Genomic DNA, 24,952 nt, shown 5'->3' on the forward strand with positions numbered 1-24,952 from the left:
CTTTGGGTGCCTATATCGGTGGTGTTCACCTCTTCCCATTCCGAACAGAGCAGTTAAGCCCACCCGAGCCGATGGTATTGCCGTAACAGGTGGGAGAGTAGGTCGGTGCCTTCTTTTATTCAATAATGAAAACTAAAGCCTTAGTACAATCGTACTAAGGCTTTTTTACGTTATGCACTTTTCTGTGATGGAATATTTCCTCTAATAGTTTATTAAATTTCTTAATTATATATGTTTTTGTAAGTTATATAGAATTATTATTTTAATAATACGTTATAACTCAACATAAAGTCGACACATTATTTATTGTTTGAAGTATTGTATTGATTTGGAGTATAAAATTACTTTTCAAGTATTTTTTACTAATTGGTTAACTCTTTTGCTATTTGATTTTAGCTTGTATTCAGGTATTGTTTGTTACTTATATCTGAAAATCGTTTAAGAATTTAATTTTACGTAAACGGTTGCGTAAGATTACGCAACCGTTTACGTGATTGTTTTGCTTCAATTAATTACTTGCTTATATTTTTTTTTTGATTAAAAAAAATATATACTTGTTAAGTGATTATTAAGAAGTATTTTCTATAGAACCACTAATTTAACCATTACGTAATCCTAAAAAGCATTTTATGTTTAAACGATTTATTGTATTAGCATCTATACTGTTTTGTATTGAGGCTGTACATGGAGTACCAACTTTAAATGGCAAAGGGTATGTCGACACTAGGTTGGTATTATCTGCTGATACCATTGATGAAGGAAACCTAAGTGAATCTGAGTTAACTAAGTTTCGAAATTTTCGAAAATCTGTTGGATCAATTGATACTATTGATTTAAAGAAAGTTAATATCAAACCATTTACTAATTTAGCTGATTTTATTAAAGGTGAATTAGCTGGGGCTTATATTCAACAACCCTCGACTGAATCTGGATCTTATCAAAATTTGATTATTCGTGGTGCAGGCACAAAATTGTTTAGTAATGAAGATATGAACAATGTGAGGGCCACTGTTTTTGTAAATGGTGTTCCAATGGCTAATAATCACAATTTTGCTTATGAGACGCAACTTTACAAATTTAATAGAATTGGTCCGGAAACAGACTTTTTAAATTTTGTAGATATCAGTGCTATAGAAAGTATTGAAATAGTAAAAGATCCTACGCGATTAGCTTTATTAGGACCATTGGCTGCTAATGGGGCAATCTTGATTACTACATTTGGAGGAAGGTCAGGAATTCGTGAAATCTCTGTTAACAGCTATTTTGGAATAAATCAAAAGCCATCGATTACTCCTGTGAATGGGCAGTATGAAAATTATTTTAGACAACCGTTTTATGCCTTGTATAATAATACTTTAGCGGCAAGACAAGTTTATCCAGGATATTTAGCTGATTCGACCAATATGAATTATTATGGAGCATCTAGATGGGAGGATGAATATTACAGAAATAGTTCTTTATATTCTTTTGATTTTAGTTTACGAGGAGGATCTGAGCGTGCAAATTTTGGTTTTTTAGGTGGGCATACAAAAAGTTCAACATCTGCTGATAACAATTATTTCAATAGGTATAATGCTTTGTTGAACATAAATATGTTGCCTTTTGAGTGGTTTACTGTTTCAGCTTTTATAAATGCAACTAGGACTGATCGTAACCGAAATACTAGTTTACGAAACAGATATGCTGAAATAGGTTATTTGCCTGATTTATCAACGCCATTATCTCCAAATTTGGATCAATACAAAAATTATATTTCACTGCATGACCGTAGTGTAAATGATAATATAACTAACAGTGTTCAAGGTAGTTTATCATTGTCTTTTGATATTTTAAAAAATTTAAACTATACAACAGCATTTTCTGTAGACTATACAGAAGGTATTAGAGATTTGTTTTACCCTTCCGAATTAATGGAGACTACAAATTATATCTCAAATTATTACGGCTATTCACAGCGTTATTCATTTACAAATAATCTTAAATACACATATAATTTTGATGATAAGAATGCGTTGTCCTTTGTCGGTGGTGTACAATATTTAGATGACTTGTATCGCTTTACTTATGCGAAAGCTTTCGATGGTCCCAATGATTTTATTAAATTAAATGTCGTAGAAGGTGATCCTAATAAAACAGGTTATCTAACGCCTGTTGGTGGCCTTAAAGTTCATCGATGGTATAATACAGAACTTAATAGATTATTCTCAACTTATGGAAAGTTTGAATATCAATATGATAATATATTTGATATTGATGCTGTAATCCGTTGGGATGCTTCTTCTACTATACAACAAGATTCTAGATGGTTATTCACACCTTCAGCAAGTTTCAAATGGAATTTGAATAATCATTTTAATTTGGAAGATAATTTTTCTTTAAAATTATCAGCAGGACGAGTAGGTAAAGTAAATTATGATAGTCGTTTTGCTGTTGGTCCACAATACTATTCGAATCTAAATTGGGCTACGGAATCAAATATTCTTTCCTTTTTTGGTAACTCGGCTTTGTCAAGACCATATAATAGAGGTTGGGTTGGTTATGATTTAGGTTGGTCGTATGTTGATCAAATAGATTTTAATATATTGAAATCTTTCTTCAACAATAGATTATCTACAAATCTTTCACTGTATCAAAAGGATACTAAAAATCAAGTTGCTTTAATTCCAATTCCAGAAGAGTATGGTTATGTTGGACAATTTAAGAATGGATTATCAATTCGAAATAGAGGAATTGATTTAGGAATTTCAGCAGACATCTTCAAAAACGAAAAGTCTTTTAGTTGGAATTCTTCATTGAATTTGAATCTAAATAGTAATAAAGTAATAGCTCTTCCAGATAATTTGGAAGAATTGGTACTAGGTAATCGACTTTTAAAAGTCGGCCATTCTGCGGATGCATTTTGGTTATATGAAAATGCTGGAATTTATGCAAGTTCTGCTGAAGTCCCTACTTCAGGTGGAGATATATTAAGTTTTGATGGGATTCCTTTCCAATATGGTGATGCTAAATGGGTAGATCAAAATAATGATTTTCAAATCAATCAACAGGATAAGGTTTTGAAAGGTAATGTAATACCTAAAGTTTTTGGAGGTTTTAATAGCAAATTCAAGTATAAAAACCTTGATTTGGGTATAGATCTTTATTTCGCACTAGGGCATAAGGCCATCAATGAAAGAGCAGCGAATAAGTTCAATTTTATTAATAATGAAGCAAATAATAGTATTGCATCGGTGCGCGAAATTTTCCATTGGCAGCAGGATGTAGATATTAATAAATACCCATTATACAATGTTTGGAGTAATACAGATCCTTACCGAGTAGATCAAGATTTATTCTTAGAAAATGCTTCTTTCTTAAAAATTAGAGGTATTTCATTAGGGTATGATTTGACAAAAGCATCATTTTTAAGCAATATCAAAACACTGCGTCGTACATATATTTACGCTACCGTAAATAACCTATATACATTTACAAATTTCTCTGGTAATGATCCAGAATTGGTGAATTTCAACGGATATTACGATGGATATGGGTTGCCAATGACACCGACTTATTCACTAGGGTTTAAACTAGATTTATAGTCTACAAATGCGAAGTATTATTATGAATAAAATAACCAACATATTTAAATTACTGATAGGCGCTATACTTATTCAACTAAGTGCGACATCTTGTAATGATAAGTTAAATGAACCTAGTGGAGAAGTTGCTTCTGAAACGCTGCAATGGACCAGTATTTCTGATACTAAATCTTCTTTATTAGGTATTTATAGTTTGTTAAGAGCGGCAATGGTTGAAAATAATTCCCACTGGATGTACGGAGAATTACGTCAAGGAGACTTTTCTTCATACAACAGGTCGGATTTAAGTGCCATAAACTCTAATAATTTAAAAGCCTCCTACCCGCTAATAAAAGATTTATCAAATTGGCGTAGATTCTATGCCGTTATTAATGCAGCATCAATTTTTATTGAGAGAGCTCCAGAGGTACGTAATAAGGATTCTCGTTATACGGATCAAAATTTGAAAATGGATATTGCTCAGGCAAGAGCTATTAGAGCATTCACATATTTCTATATTGTAAGAATTTGGGGAGATGTGCCATTGATTACCAAATCTTTTGATGATGGTTCCTTTGAGTCACGTCCAAAAACAGATAGTCAAGCTGTGTTGAATTTTGCAGAATCAGAACTTTTAAATGCGATAGTAGATTTACCTTATTTGTACGGTTCTTTCTTAGTTAATTATTATGGCGAAACTAATGGATATTGGAGACATGTGTTATTTAACAAACTAACTGGTTATGCAATTTTGGCACATATATCGGCGTGGCAAGGAAAGTATATCAATGTAGATACATATACACAGTTTATTATAAATAACTATACATCATTAGGGTTAGATTATAATGCTAGTATCAATAGTCTATCAGGTACCAATGGGATATTTTCAATTAATTATAGTCTAGGACAATTGTTTTCTATTCCAGCTCCTTATGTCTTTGGGGAAGCGTCGGCGACTGGACATATCGAAGAATTGACTTTGGCAGATCCTATTATTTCAAAACAAAAACCAGATATATATGTTCCAAAAGATTCTATAGTTAGAATTTTTAATGACATCAATGATACACGTTTTGGTATTGATACAATATCTGGCTTAACTAGAACCAATTATTTTACGAATTATAGTGGTGAAATTCCAATTTTTAGTAAGATAAAAATAATTAGAGATGGGGTTAATGATGGTTCTTATGGTGTTTTTGGATCTAATTTGATTTTCACTCGTCTAGAAGAAATAGCGTTACTGCGTGCTGAAGCATTGGCTGTACTTGGTTCTAGGGATGAAGCAATAAATCTACTGAACAAAGTAAAAATAAATCGTCGTGTTACTAACTATTCTGTCATAACTACTACTCCTTTAATCGAGGAAATATTTAATGAGCGACGTAGAGAATTAATGGGTGAAGGATGGAGGTGGTATGACCAAATTCGTTTAAATAAGCTGAGACCAAAAAAATCAGAAATCGTAAAGCTTATAGAGAATGGAGGAATATTTTGGCCTATCTCTACAGATGTTTTGAGTAAAAATAAGTCTCTGCAACAGAATGAGTATTGGAAATAAAATTGATATGCAAATGAAAAATCTATATATAATATTATTACCACTGCTTTTATTAGTAAATATTAGTTGTGACAAAGGTGATGCTCATTATTACGATTATAATACCCAAGCTCCTGTATTCGATGGAACAATATATGAATATTTAGAATCTCAGCCTGGCGTATATGATTCATTACTTTTGGTATTGGATAGACTTCCAGATTTAAGGTCGAAGTTGAAGAATCCTGATTCTACATATACTTTATTTGCAGTTACTAATCGCAGTTTCGACATTGCATTAGAAGCGTTGAATACTACGCGATCACTTACGGGCAGATCTAATTTGTATTTAGAGGATGTCGGTCTATTAGACCTTGATTCTATGACTAATCGTTATGTTATTAATGATGTCTTTGATACAGAGCAATTGATGCCATTTATAGATGGTAAGTTAGTAACAAGTACTAAAAATAATTATAGCATGCATATTCAGTTTCGCGTTTTAAACGCATCTGGATTTGTAGGAGGAGGACAGCAACAATTAATTTTTAGTGATACAAATAATTCTATTTTCCAAAGATATTGGCAAAGAGTAAATACCTCTGTTGTGAATGTTAAAACTAAAAATGGAATTGTACATATTTTATCAGCTGGTCATGATTTTGGCTTTAGCAAGTTTACAAGTAAATATTCCACTCAGTAACTAAATTATGAATATCGTGATTAAATATAACTTCATCATAGCATTAATACTTGGTGTCTTATCATTTTCATCATGTAAATCATTTATTCCTGAAAGCATTGATGCTTTAGGGGAGGATGTCAATTATGTGATAAAAGAATTTTCGCCAACGTTGGGACGTAAAACTATTTACGAGAATGCAGCAAACTTAAGTAATACTTCAACACTTCCTTTGTCATTCAAAATTGTAAATGTTCGTGGAGTCGATGGTTCTCCAGCAAATGAATTGACAGATAAATTTCCAGTAAAGGTATGGAAAGGAAATTATACTGGTGATGAAAAGTCAATTGAGGAGATCGAAGCCAAGAGAGAAGTTGAGTATCATTCCATTTTTGAGATAGGAAAAAATTCTGGAAATATTATGTTTTGGGATTATGGTAATTCAAATTGGATAAAAACTCAACCTGATTCGTGCTATTTGTTTGACGTAGAAATTTCAAATTCAGGAGGTAGAAAATATGCTAGAAATTTAAGGTTAAAACCTTTCAAAGAAAGACCATATGAACCTTCTCAATATGATGCTTCAACGGGGTTGGCTACTAGAGCTGCATTACCACCTGCATATGTGTCTAATCTTCTAGGCGAAAAAACAGGTGATTTTATCTTTGATATCGAAGTATATGTGTTTAAAGATGTGGAAAATAAGGCTCCTGGAGGTACTTTAAAAATCAGTGTTTTGGACTCGATGAATAATCCAATTGATATCAAAAAATTCAAGGATACGGATTGGAAGGGTATGATACATGGTTTTAATCAAAGATTCGAGGGTGAAAAAGCGGTCTACGATGTTGCGTATCCTATGCCTTTGGTTAAATATAGTACAAAGTACACTACATCGGATGGAGGCCGTGCTCGTATTAATCTTCGAAATAATCGTATAGGATTCGGTGGATTTTTATCACAATCCCAGTTAGGTTTTGATTTTGCAATATATGAAGAAGGACATTGGGAAATTCAATTCCGTTTTAGAGGAGAATCCCCAAAATTTGATAACGATTAGCCTAATATGAACCGTATGAAAAGATTTAAAATATTATTTTTTATGTTAAATTTCCTAGTGATGTATTCTTTCGCTCAGGAAATAACGATAACCGGTGAAGTAAGAAGTTCTTCAGGAGGAACTTTGCAAGGTGTTACTATTAGTAATAACACAACCAAACGTGTTTTGGGAACTACTAATGTGCAAGGCCAATTTAGTCTTAAAACGAATACAGGTGACAAACTTTTGTTTAGAGTAATTGGACATGATAATAGTACCATTGAAGTTACTGCTGGAAAAACACGTTACACTGTCACACTGCGAGAATCCTCAACAGAAATTGAAGAAACTGTAGTTGTCGGATATCAGGCAAGAAAAAAAGAAACTCTAACAGGGTCTGCTGTTACGATATCTGGAAAAGAAATTCAAGATGTACCTGTAGCAAATTTTACGGATTTATTGCAAGGAAAAGTACCAGGTATGAACGTACAATTGAATAATGGTACACCAGGTATGCGTGGTAGTGTGGCTATTCGTGGTATATCAACATTGAATGTACAAGGGTCTGGAGATAATGCATTTTTAACTCCAACATCACCTTTATATGTTATCGATGGTGTTCCTATTGACGAGGGGACTAACTATGAGTATGGCTTTCAAACTGCAGGACCAGGTATCAGCCCTATAGCCATGATTCCAGTAGAGGATATTGAAGATGTTACCATATTAAAAGATGCTCAAGCAACGGCTCTTTATGGTTCAAAAGGAGCTTATGGTGTGATTTTGGTTCGTACAAAAAGAGGTAAATCTAAAATTCCTATTGTACAATATGTAGGACAAATGTTTGTGAATACACCTCCTAATTTGCGTCAAGTTTTGGGCGGAACATTTGAGCGTAGATCACGCATTAACCAAATATTACAAAATGACACTTCATATAATTCAGCTATTGACTTAATTAATAGTACACCACTATTGTCGGATTCACTTAATGCTTTTTTTAATAATTCAACGGATTGGCAATCTTATTTCTATCGTACTACGATGAATACATCCCATTCTGTGAATATATCAGGAGGTGACCAGACATTTAATTATAAAATCGCACCAGGCTATTATGGAGAACGTGGAATCGTTGAAAATACAGGGTTCACACGATATTCAATTCCTATGAATATGCAATATAGACCAAGCGATCGATTCAGAATGTTTGTGAATTTGAGCCCATCAGTTGCAAAAAATAGTACAGGTAGTGGTAATGCTTTTCGTCAGACTGGTGTTGCTAATTCCGCCAATACCTCTTCACTAGCTCCTGCTCCTTCACTATTTTCAGGAAGTGTTGATGCATTGGCCGCATTAAGTATGAAGAATGATAATAAAACGGGTAACCTGAATTCTCAAGTAGAAATGGAATACTCACCATTCAATGGGTTGAGGCTATCCACTACTTTGAGTTACAATTTTAAAGTTGCGAATCAAGATAGATTTTTACCTGAGGCATTGAATTCAAATACATCTGAGGTGTATGCATATAATGATCGTTTGAATACATTATATAATAGAAATATGATTTCTTACACTAAAGAGTTAGGGGAGAAACATATTTTGAGTGCATACGTATTTAATGAATCGGAAGTGAGTAAATATCAGGCAGATGTGATGCAATTACCAGGTACACCAAATGATCAAATTACTTCAGGATTAAGTTATCTGACGGCATTTGGTTTAGGTGGTACGCTTAAAGGATTGTATGAGCGTAAGACATTAGGATACGCTGGTAACTTTACATACAATTATGATTCAAAATATATATTAGAATTCTCCTATAGATTAGATGGTACATCTACTACAGGATCAGCTAATCCTTGGTCTAATTTGCCATCTATAGGAGCCCGTTGGAACTTTAAGAATGAGAGTTTCTTAGCAGATTGGGAATCACTTGACTACGGTATGATTAGAGGTAGCTGGGGGAAAAACATTATACCGTCAGGTACTATATATGACGTGTATGGTTTGTATGTGTCTGATTTTGAAACGTATAATAGCCAACCCTCTGTGACATTAGATATGGATAAGATTCCAAATATATCCTTATTACCACAAACAACGACAATGTTAAATGGTGCTATTGAATTTGGTTTTAAAAATGGATTGACATTTTTATATGAAAACTATTATAAGCAATCCGATCAAATTTTGCGTACGAAAAAAATAGCGAATATTAATGCTTTTGGAAATGTAAATACAAACGAGACTTCCCTTGTTAATATGGGGCATGAGTTTATCATTGGATATAGACCAAGAAAAAGTGGAGATTGGAGTTATTCCCTTAATTTGAATGGAGCTTTTAATCGTGATTACGCAGCGGCTTTACCTGATGATGTACGTCAATTATTACTGCAAGATAATTCTGTGTACAAACAGTCTATTCTTTACCGTTTAGGTATTAATGCTTTATCTAATGTGTTGCTACACTATCGTGGTGTTTATGAAACGGATGATCAAGTTCCTATCAACCCATTAACAGGACTTCGTTATCGTGTGGGCGGTTCTTTAGCTGATGAACGCTTTTTTCAAGCTGGAGATCCGATATGGACAGATTTGAATGGTGATTATATTTTGGACGAAAAGGACTTTGTAACTGTAGGTAATTCTCAACCTGTATTCACAGGTGGTTTTAATGCTTTCGTACAGTTTAAAAATTGGTCCTTAAATTCTCAGTTCTTTATGACTTTTAAGCGTGATGTATTGAACAATGCATTGGCTGACAGATTACGTAACTATAGTGATCCTGCTGGCTTTTCTCAAAATGGACCTGGTGCATTAGTTCCTATTGATGATTTGGACATCTGGTCACCTACTAATACGAATTCTTATTTTCCAAACATATATGGATTTAGAAGAAATGGTTTTATAGATCCTTTCCGATATGATCAAACATTATTTCAAGAGGATGGTTCATATTTCAAATTTACTACAGCTACATTATCTTATAATTTCGATAGAGAGATGTTGAGTAAGCGTTTAGGTATTACTTCCGCAAGAGTTTATTTTTCGGCAAACAATATCTTGACGATCAGTAAATATTCAGGTCCAGATCCGGAGTTAGTATCTGCATTGGGAAGAGATTCTTCAGCAGGATATCCAAATAGAAGAAGTTATACAGTAGGATTTAATGTTCAATTCTAATAGATAAAGAGATATGAAAAAGATAGTTTTAGGACTTTTATTACTGAATACATTATTATTCTTGTCTTGTGGAAAAGAATTTTTAAATGTTTCACCAAAGGATAATTTAACAGGTAATAATTACTGGAAGTCAGAACAAGATGTTGATAAATTTATAGTCGGTATTTATAAGACTTTTCGTTTAGCTACTATGGGTACCCCTCGTGGAGGTCAAGATAATCACCGTATATTTTTTCCAGCGACAGGTGATTTTAGATGTGCACCAATTGTACGCACATCTCAATCTTCAGCCTCTTTTCGTAATTATTTGACGCACTTGAGGAATAATAATATAAATGCATTATTTCATGGTGATTACAGTTTTTTTGGCTTTACAGCTATTCCAAAATGGAATGATTTCTTCAAAATGGTACAGAATGCCAATATTGTTTATTTCGAAATGGATAATATGGAACCTGGTTTAATCTCTCCTGCTAGTATAGCAAGGTATAAAGCTGAGGCTGTATTTTTGCGCAACCTAGCTTATTTCTTCATGGTAAGGTTATATGGTGATGTACCATATTACACAGAAGCATATCATAGTAAGGCTATCGGTCGTACTAATATGTTGGAAGTTTTAGCCAAATGTGCTGATGATATGAAGGCGCATTATAAAGATCTTCCTTGGACATATGAAGATCCTTCTATCGTAGGAAATAGAGCTATGCGCGGTGCAGCAATAACTTTAATGATGCATATGAATATGTGGATGGCTGGTTTTACAACTGAAGATAAAAACCAATACTACAATGATGTTGTGTCATTAGGAGATGAGATTCGTTTAGAGAATAATAATTCTTATGAATTATTACCATTGGAGCGTACAAAAGAAATATTTAAAGGTCGTACAAGAGAAGGATTATTTGAGATAGTTCAGAATTTGAATTACGGAGAGACTTTTTCTATTAGTTCCCCATACTCAGATTATTTCTTGCGCTATCCAAATAAGAATATAGCTATACAGCGTTCTTATTTATTTTATGAGCCTAAATTTATGGAAGAGCTCTATCCACTTGGCGGAACAGATAAGCGTAAAGATGTATGGTATGATGAAAACATCTATAATACAACTGGCTTGATGCAATGTTTGAAGTTTTTAAATGTATTTAATGAAGAAGGCGAGGATTATAATCCAGATGATAATCAGGTTGTCTTTAGATATGCTGACCCAATTTTACTACAAGCTGAAGCGCTAGCTGAGTTGAGTAGAGACCCTGAGGCTAGAGAGGTGGTAAATATCATAAGAAGACGTGCAGAGGCAACTCTTGCTGTCTCTGAAACTGGTGATGAATTAAAGGACTTTATATGGTGGGAGCGTGTACGTGAATTGATTGGTGAAGGTCATTTTTATTATGATTTAGTACGTACAAAGAAAGTCTTAAATACGAAGTATACGCAAGCGGCAATGTCAGTAGACGTATTCAACAGAGGTGGATGGACATGGCCAATAAATAAAGATGCTTTAATTGATAATCCGTATATGAATTTAAATAACTATTGGAATTAATTTGGATGGAGATGAAAAATACAAACAGTTTAAGATTAATTTTTTTGACAATTATAAGTTTGATAGTGTCATTATCATCTTGTAAAAAAGATTATTATGTGGATGGGGGAGTGCACGATCCGAATTATAATGGTACGATTTTAGATTTTTTAAAAAGCCGTCCTGAATTATTTGATACACTTGTCAAGGTCATCGAATTAGCGAATTACAGCTCATTACTAAATGATCCAAACGCTAACGTTACTTTTTTTGCACCTACATCACAAAGTATTTCGAAAAGTATGACCAGCTTAAATAGCCAATTGTTTTTTAGAGGTCAGGATACAGTATTGAAAGTTGAGCAGGTCTCTCCAGAAGTATGGCGTAAGTATCTTTCAAGATATATATACAAAGAAAAATATTTACTTAAGGACTATCCTCAAATAGATACAAGTGATATGCTAGCCTATCCAGGTCAAGGATATCTTTCGATAGATGGTGATCCACTGAATATTGGTACATTTTATAATGATGTTAGAACAAAAAATAGCGCTGGGGTAGAGCAAATTGTTAAATATGCAGGTTATAGACAGATTTTAATTAACTATTCAAATCCTGTTGCAACGTCAGACATTCAGCCAAAAAATGGTGTAATTCATGTCTTGCAATCATTTAGACATAGCTTTGGTTTCTATACATTTGATTTCACTTCAGATGCGATTAATAAAGGTATTACTTACTAGTTTATAGATATGATAAGTTCAAAAATTAAATATATAGGTACAGTTATACTTAGTTTACTAATTATTTATAGCTGTCAAAAAAAAGAAGAAATTGGTGTAAATCCATATGAAGGAGGTAAAGAGCCATTTGGAATTTTATTTACTTCAAACCGTGCTGATCCAACGACTGCATTACCAGGCGAGGTTGTACGTGTGAGCGTAAGGGGGTTAAAACAATATGAAAATAAGTTCGATTTACGATTGAATGAAGTATCTACAGAGATTGTGACTTTATCAGATTCTACTGCAGATATTAGAATACCAGCTGAAGTTAGTTCTGGTATTGTTACGGTAATTATGAATGGACAAATTTTTTATGGACCATGGATTGGAATTGAAGGTAAGGTGTCTGTCGATAGAGATTACAAAATAGTCAACGGATTTAATAGTACGGTAATGGGAATTTTACCACATGCAGGGGGACATATTGTAGTCGGGAATTTTACGGATTTTGAAAATGAATTACAAGGAGGTAAGTACCTGACAGGTATTCATTATATTAATAGTTTGGGGCAAACGTCTAATGACATGGATTTTAGAAGACGGTCGAATTCTGGTATATCAAGCATCGTAAGATTATCGAGTGGTGAATTTATGATAGGAGGCTTTTTTACTGAATTTTCAAAGCGAAAAGTTGATGGTATTGCAAGATTGTTGCCAAAGGGAAGTCTAGATACAACGACTGTTGCAGTAATCAACCCTTTTCCTGAAGATAAACCTCTTGATGGTCTTGATACCGTATCTTCATTCAATTCAGGATTTATAAACGGGTTAGTAAGTAAAGTGTTCGAAACACCTGATAAAGATATTATTGTTGTAGGAAGTTTCACAATACATAGAAAAATTGATTACCAATATTCGTCAAGAGACAATAGACGATATGTAAATACAAGAGTACGTAATGTCGCTAAATTAAAACCTGATGGTAAATTGGATTCTACGTTTAATTTGAATAATTCGGGACTAAATGGATTCATAAATGATGCAGTATGTCTAAAGGATGGACGTATAGTTATAGCTGGTGCTTTTACCAACTACAATGGAAAGTCAGTTAGAAATATAGTTTGTATCAAACCTAATGGCCAAGTGGATGATAGCTTCACTAATGTTGGTGGGACAGACTTACCTATACTTAGTTTGACATATAATCCAACTAATGATAAGTTAGTGATTGCGGGCGCATTTAAAACTTATGGTGGTAAGGCAAATAATGGTGTTGTAATTTTGAATACGGATGGAACCGAAGATCAATCATTTAAAATGGGAGATCTAGATGGGGAGTCTCCTAACTATGCTTATAAACTCAACAATGGTAGAGTATTAGTTACTGGATTCTTTTCGAAATATAATGGTGTGCGCAGGAGTGGTTTGTTGATCTTAGAATCCAATGGAGTAGCTAAGCAAGAATATAACAATTTAGGATCTTTTGCTGGTATTCCACTTACAATAACAGAAACAACCTCTTCATTAGGCAATCCGGCTATTCTATTAGGTGGGTCAATCTTCAGCGTAGATGGTTATAATGTAGGTAATATTGTAAAGATTGAAATTAAGAATTAACCTAAAACTTTGTATTGTATGAAAGCAAAGAATATGATAAATCGAATGTCCCAATGGTGTATACCATTTGTCTTGATAGTGGCAGTTTTTAGTTCTTGTAATAAAGACTTTCCAAATATATTGAAGCAGTTTTCAGAACAACCGAACTACACGTCTGGTTCTTCTAAAGTATTGTATATAATAGCTGATGGCGTAAGAGGAAAGGCTTTACAGCAATTAGAACTTCCGAATTTTAGAATAGTGACGCGCAATGCTTTACATTCATTCGGGTCATTAGGTGATTTTAAAAATACGCCTTATACTAAAGAGGCGGGAATGACTTCATTGATGACTGGAGTTACATCAACTAAGCACAAAGTTGCAGATAATAATTTGGCAAATGCTGATTTAGTAAATTATCCGACGATTATTCAGCGTATCAAAACGTTAAATAATGATTTGAAGAGTGTCGCGTTTTCTGGAGATGAAAAAATCTATAATTCCTTGTTGAAGGATGCAGATAAAGGAAGTCTAGTAGCCTCTGATGTTGAAGTCTTGCAAAAATCAAAAGAAGAGTTGTCAAATGGAACATCAGATTTGATTGTTACACATTTTAAAGAACCCTATTTGGTTGGTTCTCAGAATTCTTTTGAAACAAATAATCAAGCTTATGTGAATTCTTTAAAAAAGATTGATGAATCGATTGGTGAATTAATTGAAACAATTAAGAAAAGATCAACATATGACGAAGAAAATTGGTTAGTTATTATTACATCTAGTATTGGTGGAACAGCTATTAATACTGAAGTTGATAATACTGCTTATGGAGATAATAATAGAAATACAGTAACTTTTTTTTACAGTCCTAAATTTTCTAGAAGTCTATTATCAAGACCCAATTCAACTGAAATTCCTTATGATGGTAATGCATTGCGCTATACCTATGGTAGTCCAGCTGTAAATTCAACGTTACAAGATGCTGAGTTATATAATTTCGGTCCCAATACAGATTTTACGATCAATTTCTTTTTTAAGTCAAATGTTACAAGTAGTCATAATTATCCAATTATTCTTTCGAAGCGTGATGTAGGTTTTGGTGGTAATGGTTGGAATTTATTTATGGAAGTTCGTGATGGAAATAATAAAATTGGATGGAATAGTAACATTAGCAATCAAACATTTGGTACAAAGCAGGTTAATGATGGAGCATGGCATAGCTTTACAGTAGTAGTAAGTAGATCTGGTGCTACAGACACAGTTAAAGTATTTACTGATGGGGTATTTAATGCTGCAAATACAATTAGCGCTAACTCATTGCTGAATAATGCACCTCTTGTAATAGGAAAAAAGGCTCCAGATGGTAACACTGGAGCTGATTTTCAATTAAACAATCTACAAATTTACAATACAGCTTTTTCAAATAAGGATGTAGCTGAATTGGCTGGGAAGACAACTGTTGATTCTTCTCATCCAAAAAAATCTAATCTAATAGGTTATTGGCCAGGTTATGACGATGTAGGTACTAATAAAATGACAGATGTTTCAGGCAATAACAAAAATATGGTAATTACGGGCCCATATAACTGGACGAGCTTTAGTGATGTAGTACCGTATTTCCAACCCCCAATTCGTGATTCTTTCTATAGATTAGTACCTAATGCTGTAGATATACCTTTCTTTATTTATCAATGGTTTGGAATTGTTCCTAAAGAAGCTTGGGGCTTGGAGGGCAAAAGTTGGACTCCAACATTATTAGTATCAACTTTAAATTAACTTGATTATGAGAATAAATTTAAAAAATATATACATAATCGTCTTAGCACTAGTTGTTTTGTCATCATGTGGTAAGTATGGATACGATTTTGAGAACGGTTTTAATTCAGGTGATAAAGATCCTTCTGAAATATCGACAGACACTGCGATGAATATAGCTGATAAAAGTCTTTATCATCGTGCACGTATATATCCTGGATTAGTGGGTGATAATGTAAAAAGGATAGCAGATACATTGATAAATTTCGATATGGATTATGTCTATGTTTCGGCGCAAGATCTTAAGGTAAGTAACGTTCCTCAACCTATCTATAGCACTGGATTATATGCACCTGCTGGTGAGAATATTAAGATAATTGTTCCTAGGGATGTTTTGGGGCTAACTGTCCAAGTTGGTGTACACACGGATAATTTGACAGGTAAAGAAGTGTTACGTAGAGACCCTGTAATTTTTACAAAAAAGGAATTATTCCCTGGGGTTAATTACGTTAAAAACCTCTATGGCGGTACAATTTTGATTATAACTAATAATTCTAGAACTGCACCTGTAGAATTGCGTTTTTCTGGAGCAGTACGTTCACCAGATTATATATTAGGAAAAACAAATGTTCAAGATTGGTTAAAAGATGTTGAAAATACAGCAGTTCCTTGGTTAGAGGTACGTTCTGAAAGAGTTATTTTTTCTATTCCAAGAAATATGGTTATCAACTACAAAGCAGATGCAGCAAATGTAGAAGGCGCATTGACAGAATGGAATGAAATCTATGTAAAAGACTTTTATGATTGGATGGGATTAATGCCTAATGCTAAAGATTTGAAAAATCGTTATCCAGATTTACCTGAAAGGGCAATGTTAGATATACAACCATCAGCTGGTTACGCTCATAGCGGAAATCCGTGGGTAGCTCAAGCAGATAGGCACTGGTTTAGGATGTTTACAGATCGTAACTATATTTTAAATCCAGAGAATCTAGGTGAGGTGAGCTGGGGAGCATTTCACGAATTAGGTCATAATTATCAACAGGGAGGAACATGGAGTTGGTCAGGTCTAGGCGAAACTACGAACAATTTATTTGTGTGGAAAGCAGCTAATAGATTAAATAGATTAGCTATTGCAAATCATCCTGCGATTAGAGGTGCATTTGCAGCTGGTTTAGAATACGCCGCAAGAACTTCTGGAAAAAATATCATCACAGATCCTGTTACATCTACTGATAATCATCCTTTCGTGAAAATTTTATTGTTTTTACAAATTTATAATAAAGCAATTGGTAAAAACGGGGAGTCAGGATGGGACTTTATGCCATATATATATAACAATGCTCGTAATACTGAGTATTCATTTTCTCTAGATGAAGCTAAAAGAGATTTCTTCTACCGTAATTTATGCGATTTTACAGGTAAAGATTATCAAAAGTTTTGTAAAGCTTGGGGTATTCAAATAAGTGCCTTAGCAAGGAGAGAGATGGCGGCAAAATATCCACCATTAGAAAAAGCAATTTGGACTTATAATCCATTGACAAACACAGGAGGTGAAGGTACCATCAATCCGAAAGAAGATATTGATATTTCAGAATGGACAATATTTGCTAAGTCTACAGAAGAGCCAACAGGAGAAGGAGCGAATAATGGTCAAGCTATACGAATTATTGATGGTAAGACGGATACATTCTGGCATTCGCAATGGTCTGCTGCTGTAGCGACTTTGCCTCATTCGATAACGTTCTCATTAAAGGCAAATGAAATCGTTAAAGGTTTCTATCTAGTTCCTAGAACAAATAGTACCGGGCAAAGACCTAAAAAAATTGAAATACAAGTTAGTATTGATAACAGCAACTATACAACTTTAACAGAAGCAGATTTAGCCGATGGATATTCATTTAATATGTCAAATACTGTAGATCGTAAGGAATTTAGATTGAAACAAAGTAGAGAGATTCGTTTCGTGCGCATTTATTTTAGAGAAAATAACCATAGCGGAAATACTAATCATGCAGTTTCGGAGTTTGGTGCATTTTACGATGTGGACTAATTAACTATTAATTATGAAAAGAAGATTTTTAAACATATTCTCCTTGCTGTTAGCAGTAATGGCAGTTACTGGATGTACAAAATATTATAATCCAGATCCAAATTTTGAGGAATATGAGCAAGAAGTAGAGAAGACGGTTAAGCGGAAAGTACTATTTATATCCATAGATGGATTGGTTGGACAAGAATTGAAGAAGAAAATTCCAACTAATTTAGCAGAGTTGATGAAGAGTGGCAAGTATTCTTTTGATGCGTTGACAGACAGTAGAACTTCTGATCCTGCTAGCTGGGCTACTATGGCGACAGGATATTCTTATGGAAAGCATTTGATAGATAATGATAATTATTTACCGACTCCAAATTCGGATAAGCCACATGACGATATCAATTTTGTGCCAAGTGTAATTTATAGGCTTGAAGATCAACATTCAACATTAAGGACTTCAATTGTGGTACAGGATGAAGGATTGGCTAATGTTTTATTAATGGATGCAGATGATAACATTCTGGTACAAGGTGATGGTAAAGTGAAAGATGAAGTGAAAGCATTATTTTCTAAATCAGCTCCAGACTTTACAGTTGTTCAATTTAAAGATGTTTTGGCAGCAGGTAAGAGTTCATCTTTCAGTATGAGTGAAACCAGTTATTCAGCAGCTGTGGAACGTGTGGATGGTTTCATTGGAGAGATTGTTCAAGCAATTAAATCTAGAGAAGATTATTCTTATGAAGATTGGTTAATTATTATTACATCAAGTCATGGAGGTGTCGGTTCTAGTTATGGAGGTGATTCATTTGCAGAACGTAATGTTTTTTCATTATACTATCAAAAGGATTTGAAAGGGCAGGAGCTTATTCCAGAAATAATCATTTCTCCGCATTTTTATGGTGGTGATGGGACAGAAGGTGGACCTAAAGAAGGGGTTAGAGCTAGAAATACAGCTGCTGTAGCAGGTGAAGAAAATTATAACATATCAAAAACAGGGCAATTGACTATTGAAGCGAAAGTAAAAATTAATAAAAATGCTGCAGGAACATGGTCATATACATGGCCACCATTTTTGAGTAAGGTGAATGCTAGATCAGGATCTACAGCAGGTTGGTCTTTCTTTAGAAATGGAAACAATGTATCTCTTTATTGTGCTGATGGATCCACTAAACTTGAAATTGGTGGAGGTCCTATATCTGTAGATGATAAGTGGGCGCATATGACAGGTGTTTTTTCAAGTAATAATGGTGTTGTAACATCAAAATTATATGTTGATGGAAATAAGGTGGCAGAAGGTTCTCAAAAACTGAATATCAATAATGTTTTATCTACATCTCCTTTGACTTTTGGATTCCAAGCGAATGTATTTTCAGCCCAATTTTTGGATTTACACTTAGCTGATATTTATATTTGGAATATAGCTTTGAATGATGATGAGGTACGAGAAAATTCAAAAAGAATGGGAGTCCCTGATGCACATCCAAAAAAATCAAATCTGATTGGATATTGGCCCATGGATGATGGAGGTGCTGTTCTTAAAAATAAGGTTAATGGAATGCCTAATATACCTTTGCAAGGAAATTACCAATATAAAGTAAAAGGAAACAATCTTCCATATGTAGATGAAAATGCGATATTGATTCAGAATGTGGATGTAACGAGACATGTTTTTTATTGGTTAGGAATCAATCCTCATGAAAATTGGGGTTTAGAAGGAACTCCATTTTTATCAAAATTTGAATTGGAATTTTTGAAATAGTCATTATGAAAAAAATATATAATAATATTCTTCCTGTATTTATCGTCTGTACTTTATTATTTGGATTTATAGGTTGTAAAGAGAATACTTTAGTTATCCCAACTCAAATACCATTAGATGAAGTTGATGTTAACGAACGTGGGCCTGTAAAACAAAACAACTTTAAAGTTATATCTGATGATGATGAGACTGTTAAGTTTGATATTAGTAGTGTGGATAGAGAAATTGTTGAAGCGGTTTATTTTTCCTACAATACTATGGGTGAAAAAGTTACAACAGAAGTTAAAGACTTTGATAATAAGTATATTATTACAAAATTGCCTACCAGTACTCCCACAAATATAGAGGTATGGGCTAAAGGAAAAAACGGTTTAGAATCTAAAAAATTCTCTTATTTAGTAAGTGCATTACCATTTCCAGCAAAAGGTATAGTAAATAATATAAATTTCGAGGCAGGTATTCGTAAATTTAGTATATTTTTATTGAACTTGAGTCGCGCTAATGCTAAGTTGTATTATAAAATAGATGCAGCCACTAATTATACAGAGGTAAATCTTCCAACACCAACGGCTGGTGAAACGTTGGAATTAAAGAATATTACTGCAGGCAAGCACACTATCACTTATTATGTAATAGATGCAAATGGCGGACAGTCTGAAAATAAGACAGTTGAATTAAATGTGCTAGATCCTGTACTTGTAAACTTTAATACAGCAGCTCTTCGTGCAGGTTGGACACCTTATGCTTCGAATTCAAACTCTGCATCTGAAGGCCCACACTCAATGTTGGATGCTAATTCAGGATCAGTATGGCATACACAGTGGAGTACTACAATAACTTCAACGCACACTGCTGTACAAAAATATCCATTTACCCTTATATTTACATTTACAAAAACTAGAGCGACCTCCACTAGTGGATTATTTAATGAAGAATCACTTAAAACATCTGCTGGGCCATATAATCCAATTATAATTAAAGAGGTTACCTTATTGCATCGTGCTTTGAATAATTATAGAGTTAAAGATATTGAACTATACGGTATCAAAACTGATGGATCAGAGATCAAGTTGGGCGATTTTGTGCTATCAAATACACGCCAGGATAATATAATCTCTTTGCCTAATAATGAAACACTGTTTAAGGCTATCAAAGTAGTATGTCTTACTACATTTCATGCGACAGATAGATTTGCTAATCTTAATGAAATTTATATCAAAGGATATAATGAATATTAATTGAAGTCATTATTAATATATTATAAAGCCTTAGTACAATCGTACTAAGGCTTTTTATGTTATACACTTTTTATATCTATATTTTTACAAGCTTCTTAACGTAATTACCGTTATCTTGTAGGTTGTTTGTGGGGCATAAAAATCTAACTTATGAGTAAAAAATCCATCATATTTATATTAATCGGTTTATTATTAGTTGCAGGATTAGTGACTTATCGTATTGTTACTAATACTAAAAAGGAAGAAACAAATAAATCTGCAGGAGGAGGGAAAAAGGGAGGGGGAAGTCAAGTATATGGTCGTGTAATACATGGTCAACCATTTGCTGATTATTTGTCTTTAAGTGGTTCTATTGAGGCCAACGAAGTTGTAGAGCTTCATTCTGAAGTTTCAGGTATAGTCGAAAGTTTGAATTTTCAAGAGGGCAGTCAAATTTCTGCTGGACAAGTTTTAGTAAAAATTAATGATGCAGAATTACGAGCACAATTGGCTCAGGCGCGTACACGTGCTCAATTGGCAGGTGAAAATGCAAGAAGAGCTAAGTTATTGCTAGAAAAAGAAGCAATTAGTCAAGAGGAGTATGAAATTGCTTCTGCCGATTATCGCACTGCCGAATCTCAAATACAACTAATAAATGCTCAATTGAGTAAAACTCTAGTGAAAGCACCATTTTCTGGGAAGATAGGACTTCGGAATATCTCCAAGGGAAGTTATATTACTCCAGCTACTGTAATTGCAAATCTCGCTAACACAACACAATTAAAACTGTTATTTTCTGTTCCTGAGCGTTATGCATATATGGTTAATAAAGGTATGCAAGTGGAATTTTCTATTCAAGGTGATGAACAAAAAATCACAGCTTCAGTTTATGCTATAGAGCCTGTTATTGAAGCCAATACACGTACATTATTAGTAAAAGCTTTATGTAAAAATAACAGTAGCAAATTAATACCAGGTGTGTTTGCTAATGTTACTTTTCCGTTAGAAACTGTAGATAATGGTTTGTTAGTGCCAGCGGAAGCATTAATCCCTATTCAAAATGGTAAAAAGATTTTTGTATTACGAAATGGTAAGGCAAAAGAAGTTATTGTTGAAACGGGAGGTAGAACTGATGCTGATATCTTAATCACAAAGGGTCTTGTTGAAGGAGACACTATTCTTACTTCAGGGGTAATGTCACTGAGAGACGGTTCTCCAGTCAAAGTTGTTCTACGTTAATCTATAAATAATGAGTTTATCAACACTTAGTATAAAGCGTCCGGTTTTGACAATAGTTATGAACCTGATGTTGATATTATTTGGAATAATAGGTTATACTTTTTTAGGTGTACGTGAATTTCCTTCTATTGATCCAGCGCAAATATCTGTTCGTACAAGTTATGCAGGAGCTAATCCGGATATCATTGAGTCTCAGATTACTGAGCCTTTGGAAAAGGCTATCAACTCTATTGATGGTATCCGAAACATTACTTCTACTAGCTCGCAAGGATCAAGTAATATCAACATAGAATTTAACCTTAATAAGGATTTAGAGACAGCAGCTAACGATGTACGGGACAAAGTGTCTCAAGCCATGCGTAGTCTTCCTCAAGATATAGATTCAGCACCAGTGGTCTCTAAAGCTGATGCGGACTCTGAACCAATTATTTCAATGACGTTGCAAAGTCGTACGCAGAATGTATTAGAACTTTCTGATTATGCAGAGAATGTTATTGCGCAACGCTTGCAAACTATTCCGGGGGTGAGTTCTGTACAGATTTGGGGCCAACGGAAATATGCGATGCGACTTTGGATCGAACCGAGCAAATTAGCATCTTACGGTATCACCGTAATGGATGTGCGTAATGCGTTGAATAGCCAAAATGTAGAATTGCCATCTGGGAAATTGACGGGTGCTAATACGGAGCTAACGGTTAAAACAATTGGTAATCTTTCTACAGAAGAACAATTCAATAATATTATAATTCGTGCTGATCAAACTAAAGTAGTTCGATTAGGTGATATCGGATCTGCGGCGTTGGAAGCTGAGAATTTTGAAACTAAAATGTCAGATTCTGGTTTTCCTATGCTAAGTTTAAATATCATCCCACAACCTGGTACGAATTACTTAGAAATCGCAAATACCTTTTATAAGGAATTTGATAAAATGCAATCGGATTTACCTGATGGGTATGAAATGAAAATTGCTATTGATAATACGCAATTCGTGAAAAAATCTGTTTTAGAAGTAGTTGAGACGTTAATAATCGCTGTAATACTTGTTGTAATTATCATTTATATTTTCTTCCGTAATTGGTCTATTGCATTCCGCCCGTTGATTGATATTCCAGTATCCTTGATCGCTACATTTTTCATTATGTATTTATGTGGATTCTCGATTAATGTATTGACATTGCTGGCGATTGTACTTGCTACAGGATTGGTTGTAGATGATGGTATTGTCGTCACAGAAAATATCTTCAAAAAAGTAGAAGAAGGAATGTCTCCTATTGAAGCGGCAATAAAAGGTTCAAATGAGATTTTCTTTGCGGTTATTTCAATTTCTGTAACGCTAGCCGCTGTATTTTTACCAGTTATATTTTTGGAAGGTTTCGTCGGTCGGTTATTTAGAGAGTTTGGGGTCGTCATCGGGGCCGCCGTTCTAATATCGGCCTTTGTTTCATTGACATTGACGCCCATGTTAAATGCTTATTTGATGAAGGGTGGAGAACAGAAGAAAAGTAAATTCTATGAACGTACGGAGAAGTATTTTGTCGCAATGAATACCGAATATGCAAATTCGCTTAAAAGCTTTTTGCGATTCAAATGGTTAAGTTTTGCGATACTTATCGGCTGTTTTGGATTGATTTATTTGTTTTTCCAATTATTACCCAAAGAAACGGCTCCTTATGATGATAGAAGCTATCTAAATTTACGTGTCACAGCACCAGAAGGTGTTTCGTATGATTACATGGATAAATTTATGACAGATCTTACCATGTTAATTAATGATTCAGTGCCTGAGAAAAAAGTGAGTTTGGTAATTACTTCTCCCGGCTTTGGATCAGCATCTGTCAATAGCGGAATTGTAAGGTTAGGATTGGTGAATCCTGAAGATAGAACACGTTCACAAGGTGAAATAGCAAATGATTTGTCTAGATTGACTAGAAATTTTTCTGAAGCTCGAGTTTCGGTATCACAGCAACCAACTATTTCGGTAAATAGACGTGGTGGTTTGCCAATCCAATATATTATCCAAGCACAAAATTTTCAACAGCTGGAAGAGAAAATCCCACTGTTTATGGAAGAATTGGCACAAGATCCTACTTTTTCTATTACGGATGTAAATTTGAAATTCAATAAACCAGAAATATATGTCACTATAGACCGCGAGAAAGCACAAGCTTTGGGTGTATCTGTACTAGATATAGCGCAAACGCTGCAAATGTCCTTGTCAGGACAACGATTCGGTTATTTTATGATGAATGGTAAGCAATACCAAGTAATGGGACAATTTGATCGTAAGGATAGAGCAACACCGAATGATTTATCGGCAATCTATGTGAAGAATAATCGTAGCGAACTTATTCAGCTAAGTAATATTGTAGAATTGGAAGAGCGAAGTAGCCCACCACAATTGTATCATAATAACCGCTATATGTCGGCTACTGTTTCTGCTGGATTGGCTCCAGGACGCAGTATGGGTGAAGGTATAGAAGCGATGGAGCGTATCAAAGATAAAGTGTTGGATGAAACTTTTACTACAGATTTAGGTGGTGAATCAAGGGATTTTGTAGAGAGTGGTTCTAATACGATGTTTGCTTTTGGCTTAGCTGTATTATTAATATTCTTAATCCTTGCAGCACAATTTGAAAGTTTTACAGACCCAATTATCATTATCATTACGGTACCATTAGCAGTGGCTGGTGCTTTATTTTCACTTTGGTTATTTGGTCAGACTTGGAATATATTTAGTCAAATTGGAACGATTATGTTAATTGGACTAGTAACCAAAAACGGTATTTTAATTGTTGAATTTGCCAATCATTTGAGAGAACAAGGTGTTGATAAATATACTGCTGTGGTGGAGGCCGCAGAATCAAGATTAAGACCTATTTTAATGACATCATTAGCTATTGCGTTTGGAGCACTTCCTATTGCTTTATCTTTGGGGGCAGCTTCTACGAGTAGAATGGGGATGGGTGTCGTGATTGTTGGTGGAACGATGTTTTCTTTAATACTGACATTATTCGTCATTCCGGCATTTTACCTTATGATGTCGCGTCCAAGAAAACATAGACCGGAGTTTGATAATTTAGAAGATTAG

At 34.1% G+C, this 24,952-nt stretch carries 14 protein-coding genes and 1 rRNA gene; all 15 read left to right on the forward strand.

Annotated features, from left to right (window positions below; translation table 11 throughout):
- Positions 1-2: 2 nt before the first annotated feature.
- The 15 genes from rrf (at position 3) to IPZ78_RS11760 (ending at position 24,952) form a co-directional block, all read left to right on the forward strand.
- A 5S ribosomal RNA gene (gene rrf, locus IPZ78_RS11690) occupies positions 3-114 on the forward strand.
- Between the two features lie 515 nt (positions 115-629).
- Positions 630-3,581: a SusC/RagA family TonB-linked outer membrane protein gene (locus IPZ78_RS11695; protein ID WP_225553912.1), complete on the forward strand. Its 2,952-nt coding sequence runs from the start codon at positions 630-632 to the stop codon at positions 3,579-3,581.
- 22 nt (positions 3,582-3,603) lie between these two features.
- A complete protein-coding gene (locus IPZ78_RS11700; protein ID WP_225553914.1) occupies positions 3,604-5,124 on the forward strand; it encodes a RagB/SusD family nutrient uptake outer membrane protein in 1,521 nt (506 codons plus the stop codon).
- Entirely contained in the window at positions 5,108-5,806 is a 699-nt protein-coding gene (locus tag IPZ78_RS11705; protein WP_225553916.1) for a hypothetical protein, read from the forward strand. The genes IPZ78_RS11700 and IPZ78_RS11705 overlap by 17 nt, the downstream gene beginning before the upstream one ends.
- Positions 5,807-5,813: 7 nt before the next feature.
- Positions 5,814-6,845 (forward strand): DUF5007 domain-containing protein, encoded by a 1,032-nt coding sequence (locus IPZ78_RS11710; protein ID WP_225553918.1) that lies wholly within the window; start codon positions 5,814-5,816, stop codon positions 6,843-6,845.
- A 42-nt stretch (positions 6,846-6,887) separates the two neighbouring features.
- Positions 6,888-10,013: a SusC/RagA family TonB-linked outer membrane protein gene (locus IPZ78_RS11715; protein ID WP_225553920.1), complete on the forward strand. Its 3,126-nt coding sequence runs from the start codon at positions 6,888-6,890 to the stop codon at positions 10,011-10,013.
- Between the two features lie 13 nt (positions 10,014-10,026).
- Positions 10,027-11,559 (forward strand): RagB/SusD family nutrient uptake outer membrane protein, encoded by a 1,533-nt coding sequence (locus tag IPZ78_RS11720; RefSeq protein ID WP_225553922.1) that lies wholly within the window; start codon positions 10,027-10,029, stop codon positions 11,557-11,559.
- 11 nt (positions 11,560-11,570) lie between these two features.
- A complete protein-coding gene (locus IPZ78_RS11725) occupies positions 11,571-12,281 on the forward strand; it encodes a fasciclin domain-containing protein (protein WP_225553925.1) in 711 nt (236 codons plus the stop codon).
- Between the two features lie 9 nt (positions 12,282-12,290).
- The gene (locus IPZ78_RS11730) at positions 12,291-13,880 is read left to right on the forward strand and encodes a DUF5008 domain-containing protein (protein WP_225553926.1); all 1,590 of its coding nucleotides are present in this window, start codon (positions 12,291-12,293) and stop codon (positions 13,878-13,880) included.
- 18 nt (positions 13,881-13,898) lie between these two features.
- A complete protein-coding gene (locus IPZ78_RS11735; RefSeq protein ID WP_225553928.1) occupies positions 13,899-15,632 on the forward strand; it encodes a LamG-like jellyroll fold domain-containing protein in 1,734 nt (577 codons plus the stop codon).
- Positions 15,633-15,639: 7 nt separating this feature from the next.
- Complete coding sequence (locus tag IPZ78_RS11740; RefSeq protein ID WP_225553931.1) at positions 15,640-17,664, forward strand: M60 family metallopeptidase; 2,025 nt, start codon at positions 15,640-15,642, stop codon at positions 17,662-17,664.
- Between the two features lie 13 nt (positions 17,665-17,677).
- Positions 17,678-19,408, forward strand: a complete 1,731-nt coding sequence (locus IPZ78_RS11745; RefSeq protein WP_225553933.1) for a LamG-like jellyroll fold domain-containing protein — start codon at positions 17,678-17,680, stop codon at positions 19,406-19,408.
- Positions 19,409-19,413: 5 nt separating this feature from the next.
- Positions 19,414-20,646 carry a hypothetical protein gene (locus IPZ78_RS11750; RefSeq protein ID WP_225553935.1) on the forward strand — a complete coding sequence of 411 codons (1,233 nt, stop codon included), beginning with the start codon at positions 19,414-19,416 and terminating at the stop codon, positions 20,644-20,646.
- Positions 20,647-20,796: 150 nt separating this feature from the next.
- Positions 20,797-21,864, forward strand: coding sequence for an efflux RND transporter periplasmic adaptor subunit (locus IPZ78_RS11755; protein ID WP_225553936.1), 1,068 nt, complete (start codon positions 20,797-20,799; stop codon positions 21,862-21,864).
- A gap of 10 nt (positions 21,865-21,874) precedes the next feature.
- The gene (locus IPZ78_RS11760; protein ID WP_225553938.1) at positions 21,875-24,952 is read left to right on the forward strand and encodes an efflux RND transporter permease subunit; all 3,078 of its coding nucleotides are present in this window, start codon (positions 21,875-21,877) and stop codon (positions 24,950-24,952) included.

Source organism: Sphingobacterium bovistauri (genome assembly GCF_020295405.1).
Classification (GTDB): Bacteria; Bacteroidota; Bacteroidia; order Sphingobacteriales; family Sphingobacteriaceae; genus Sphingobacterium; species Sphingobacterium bovistauri.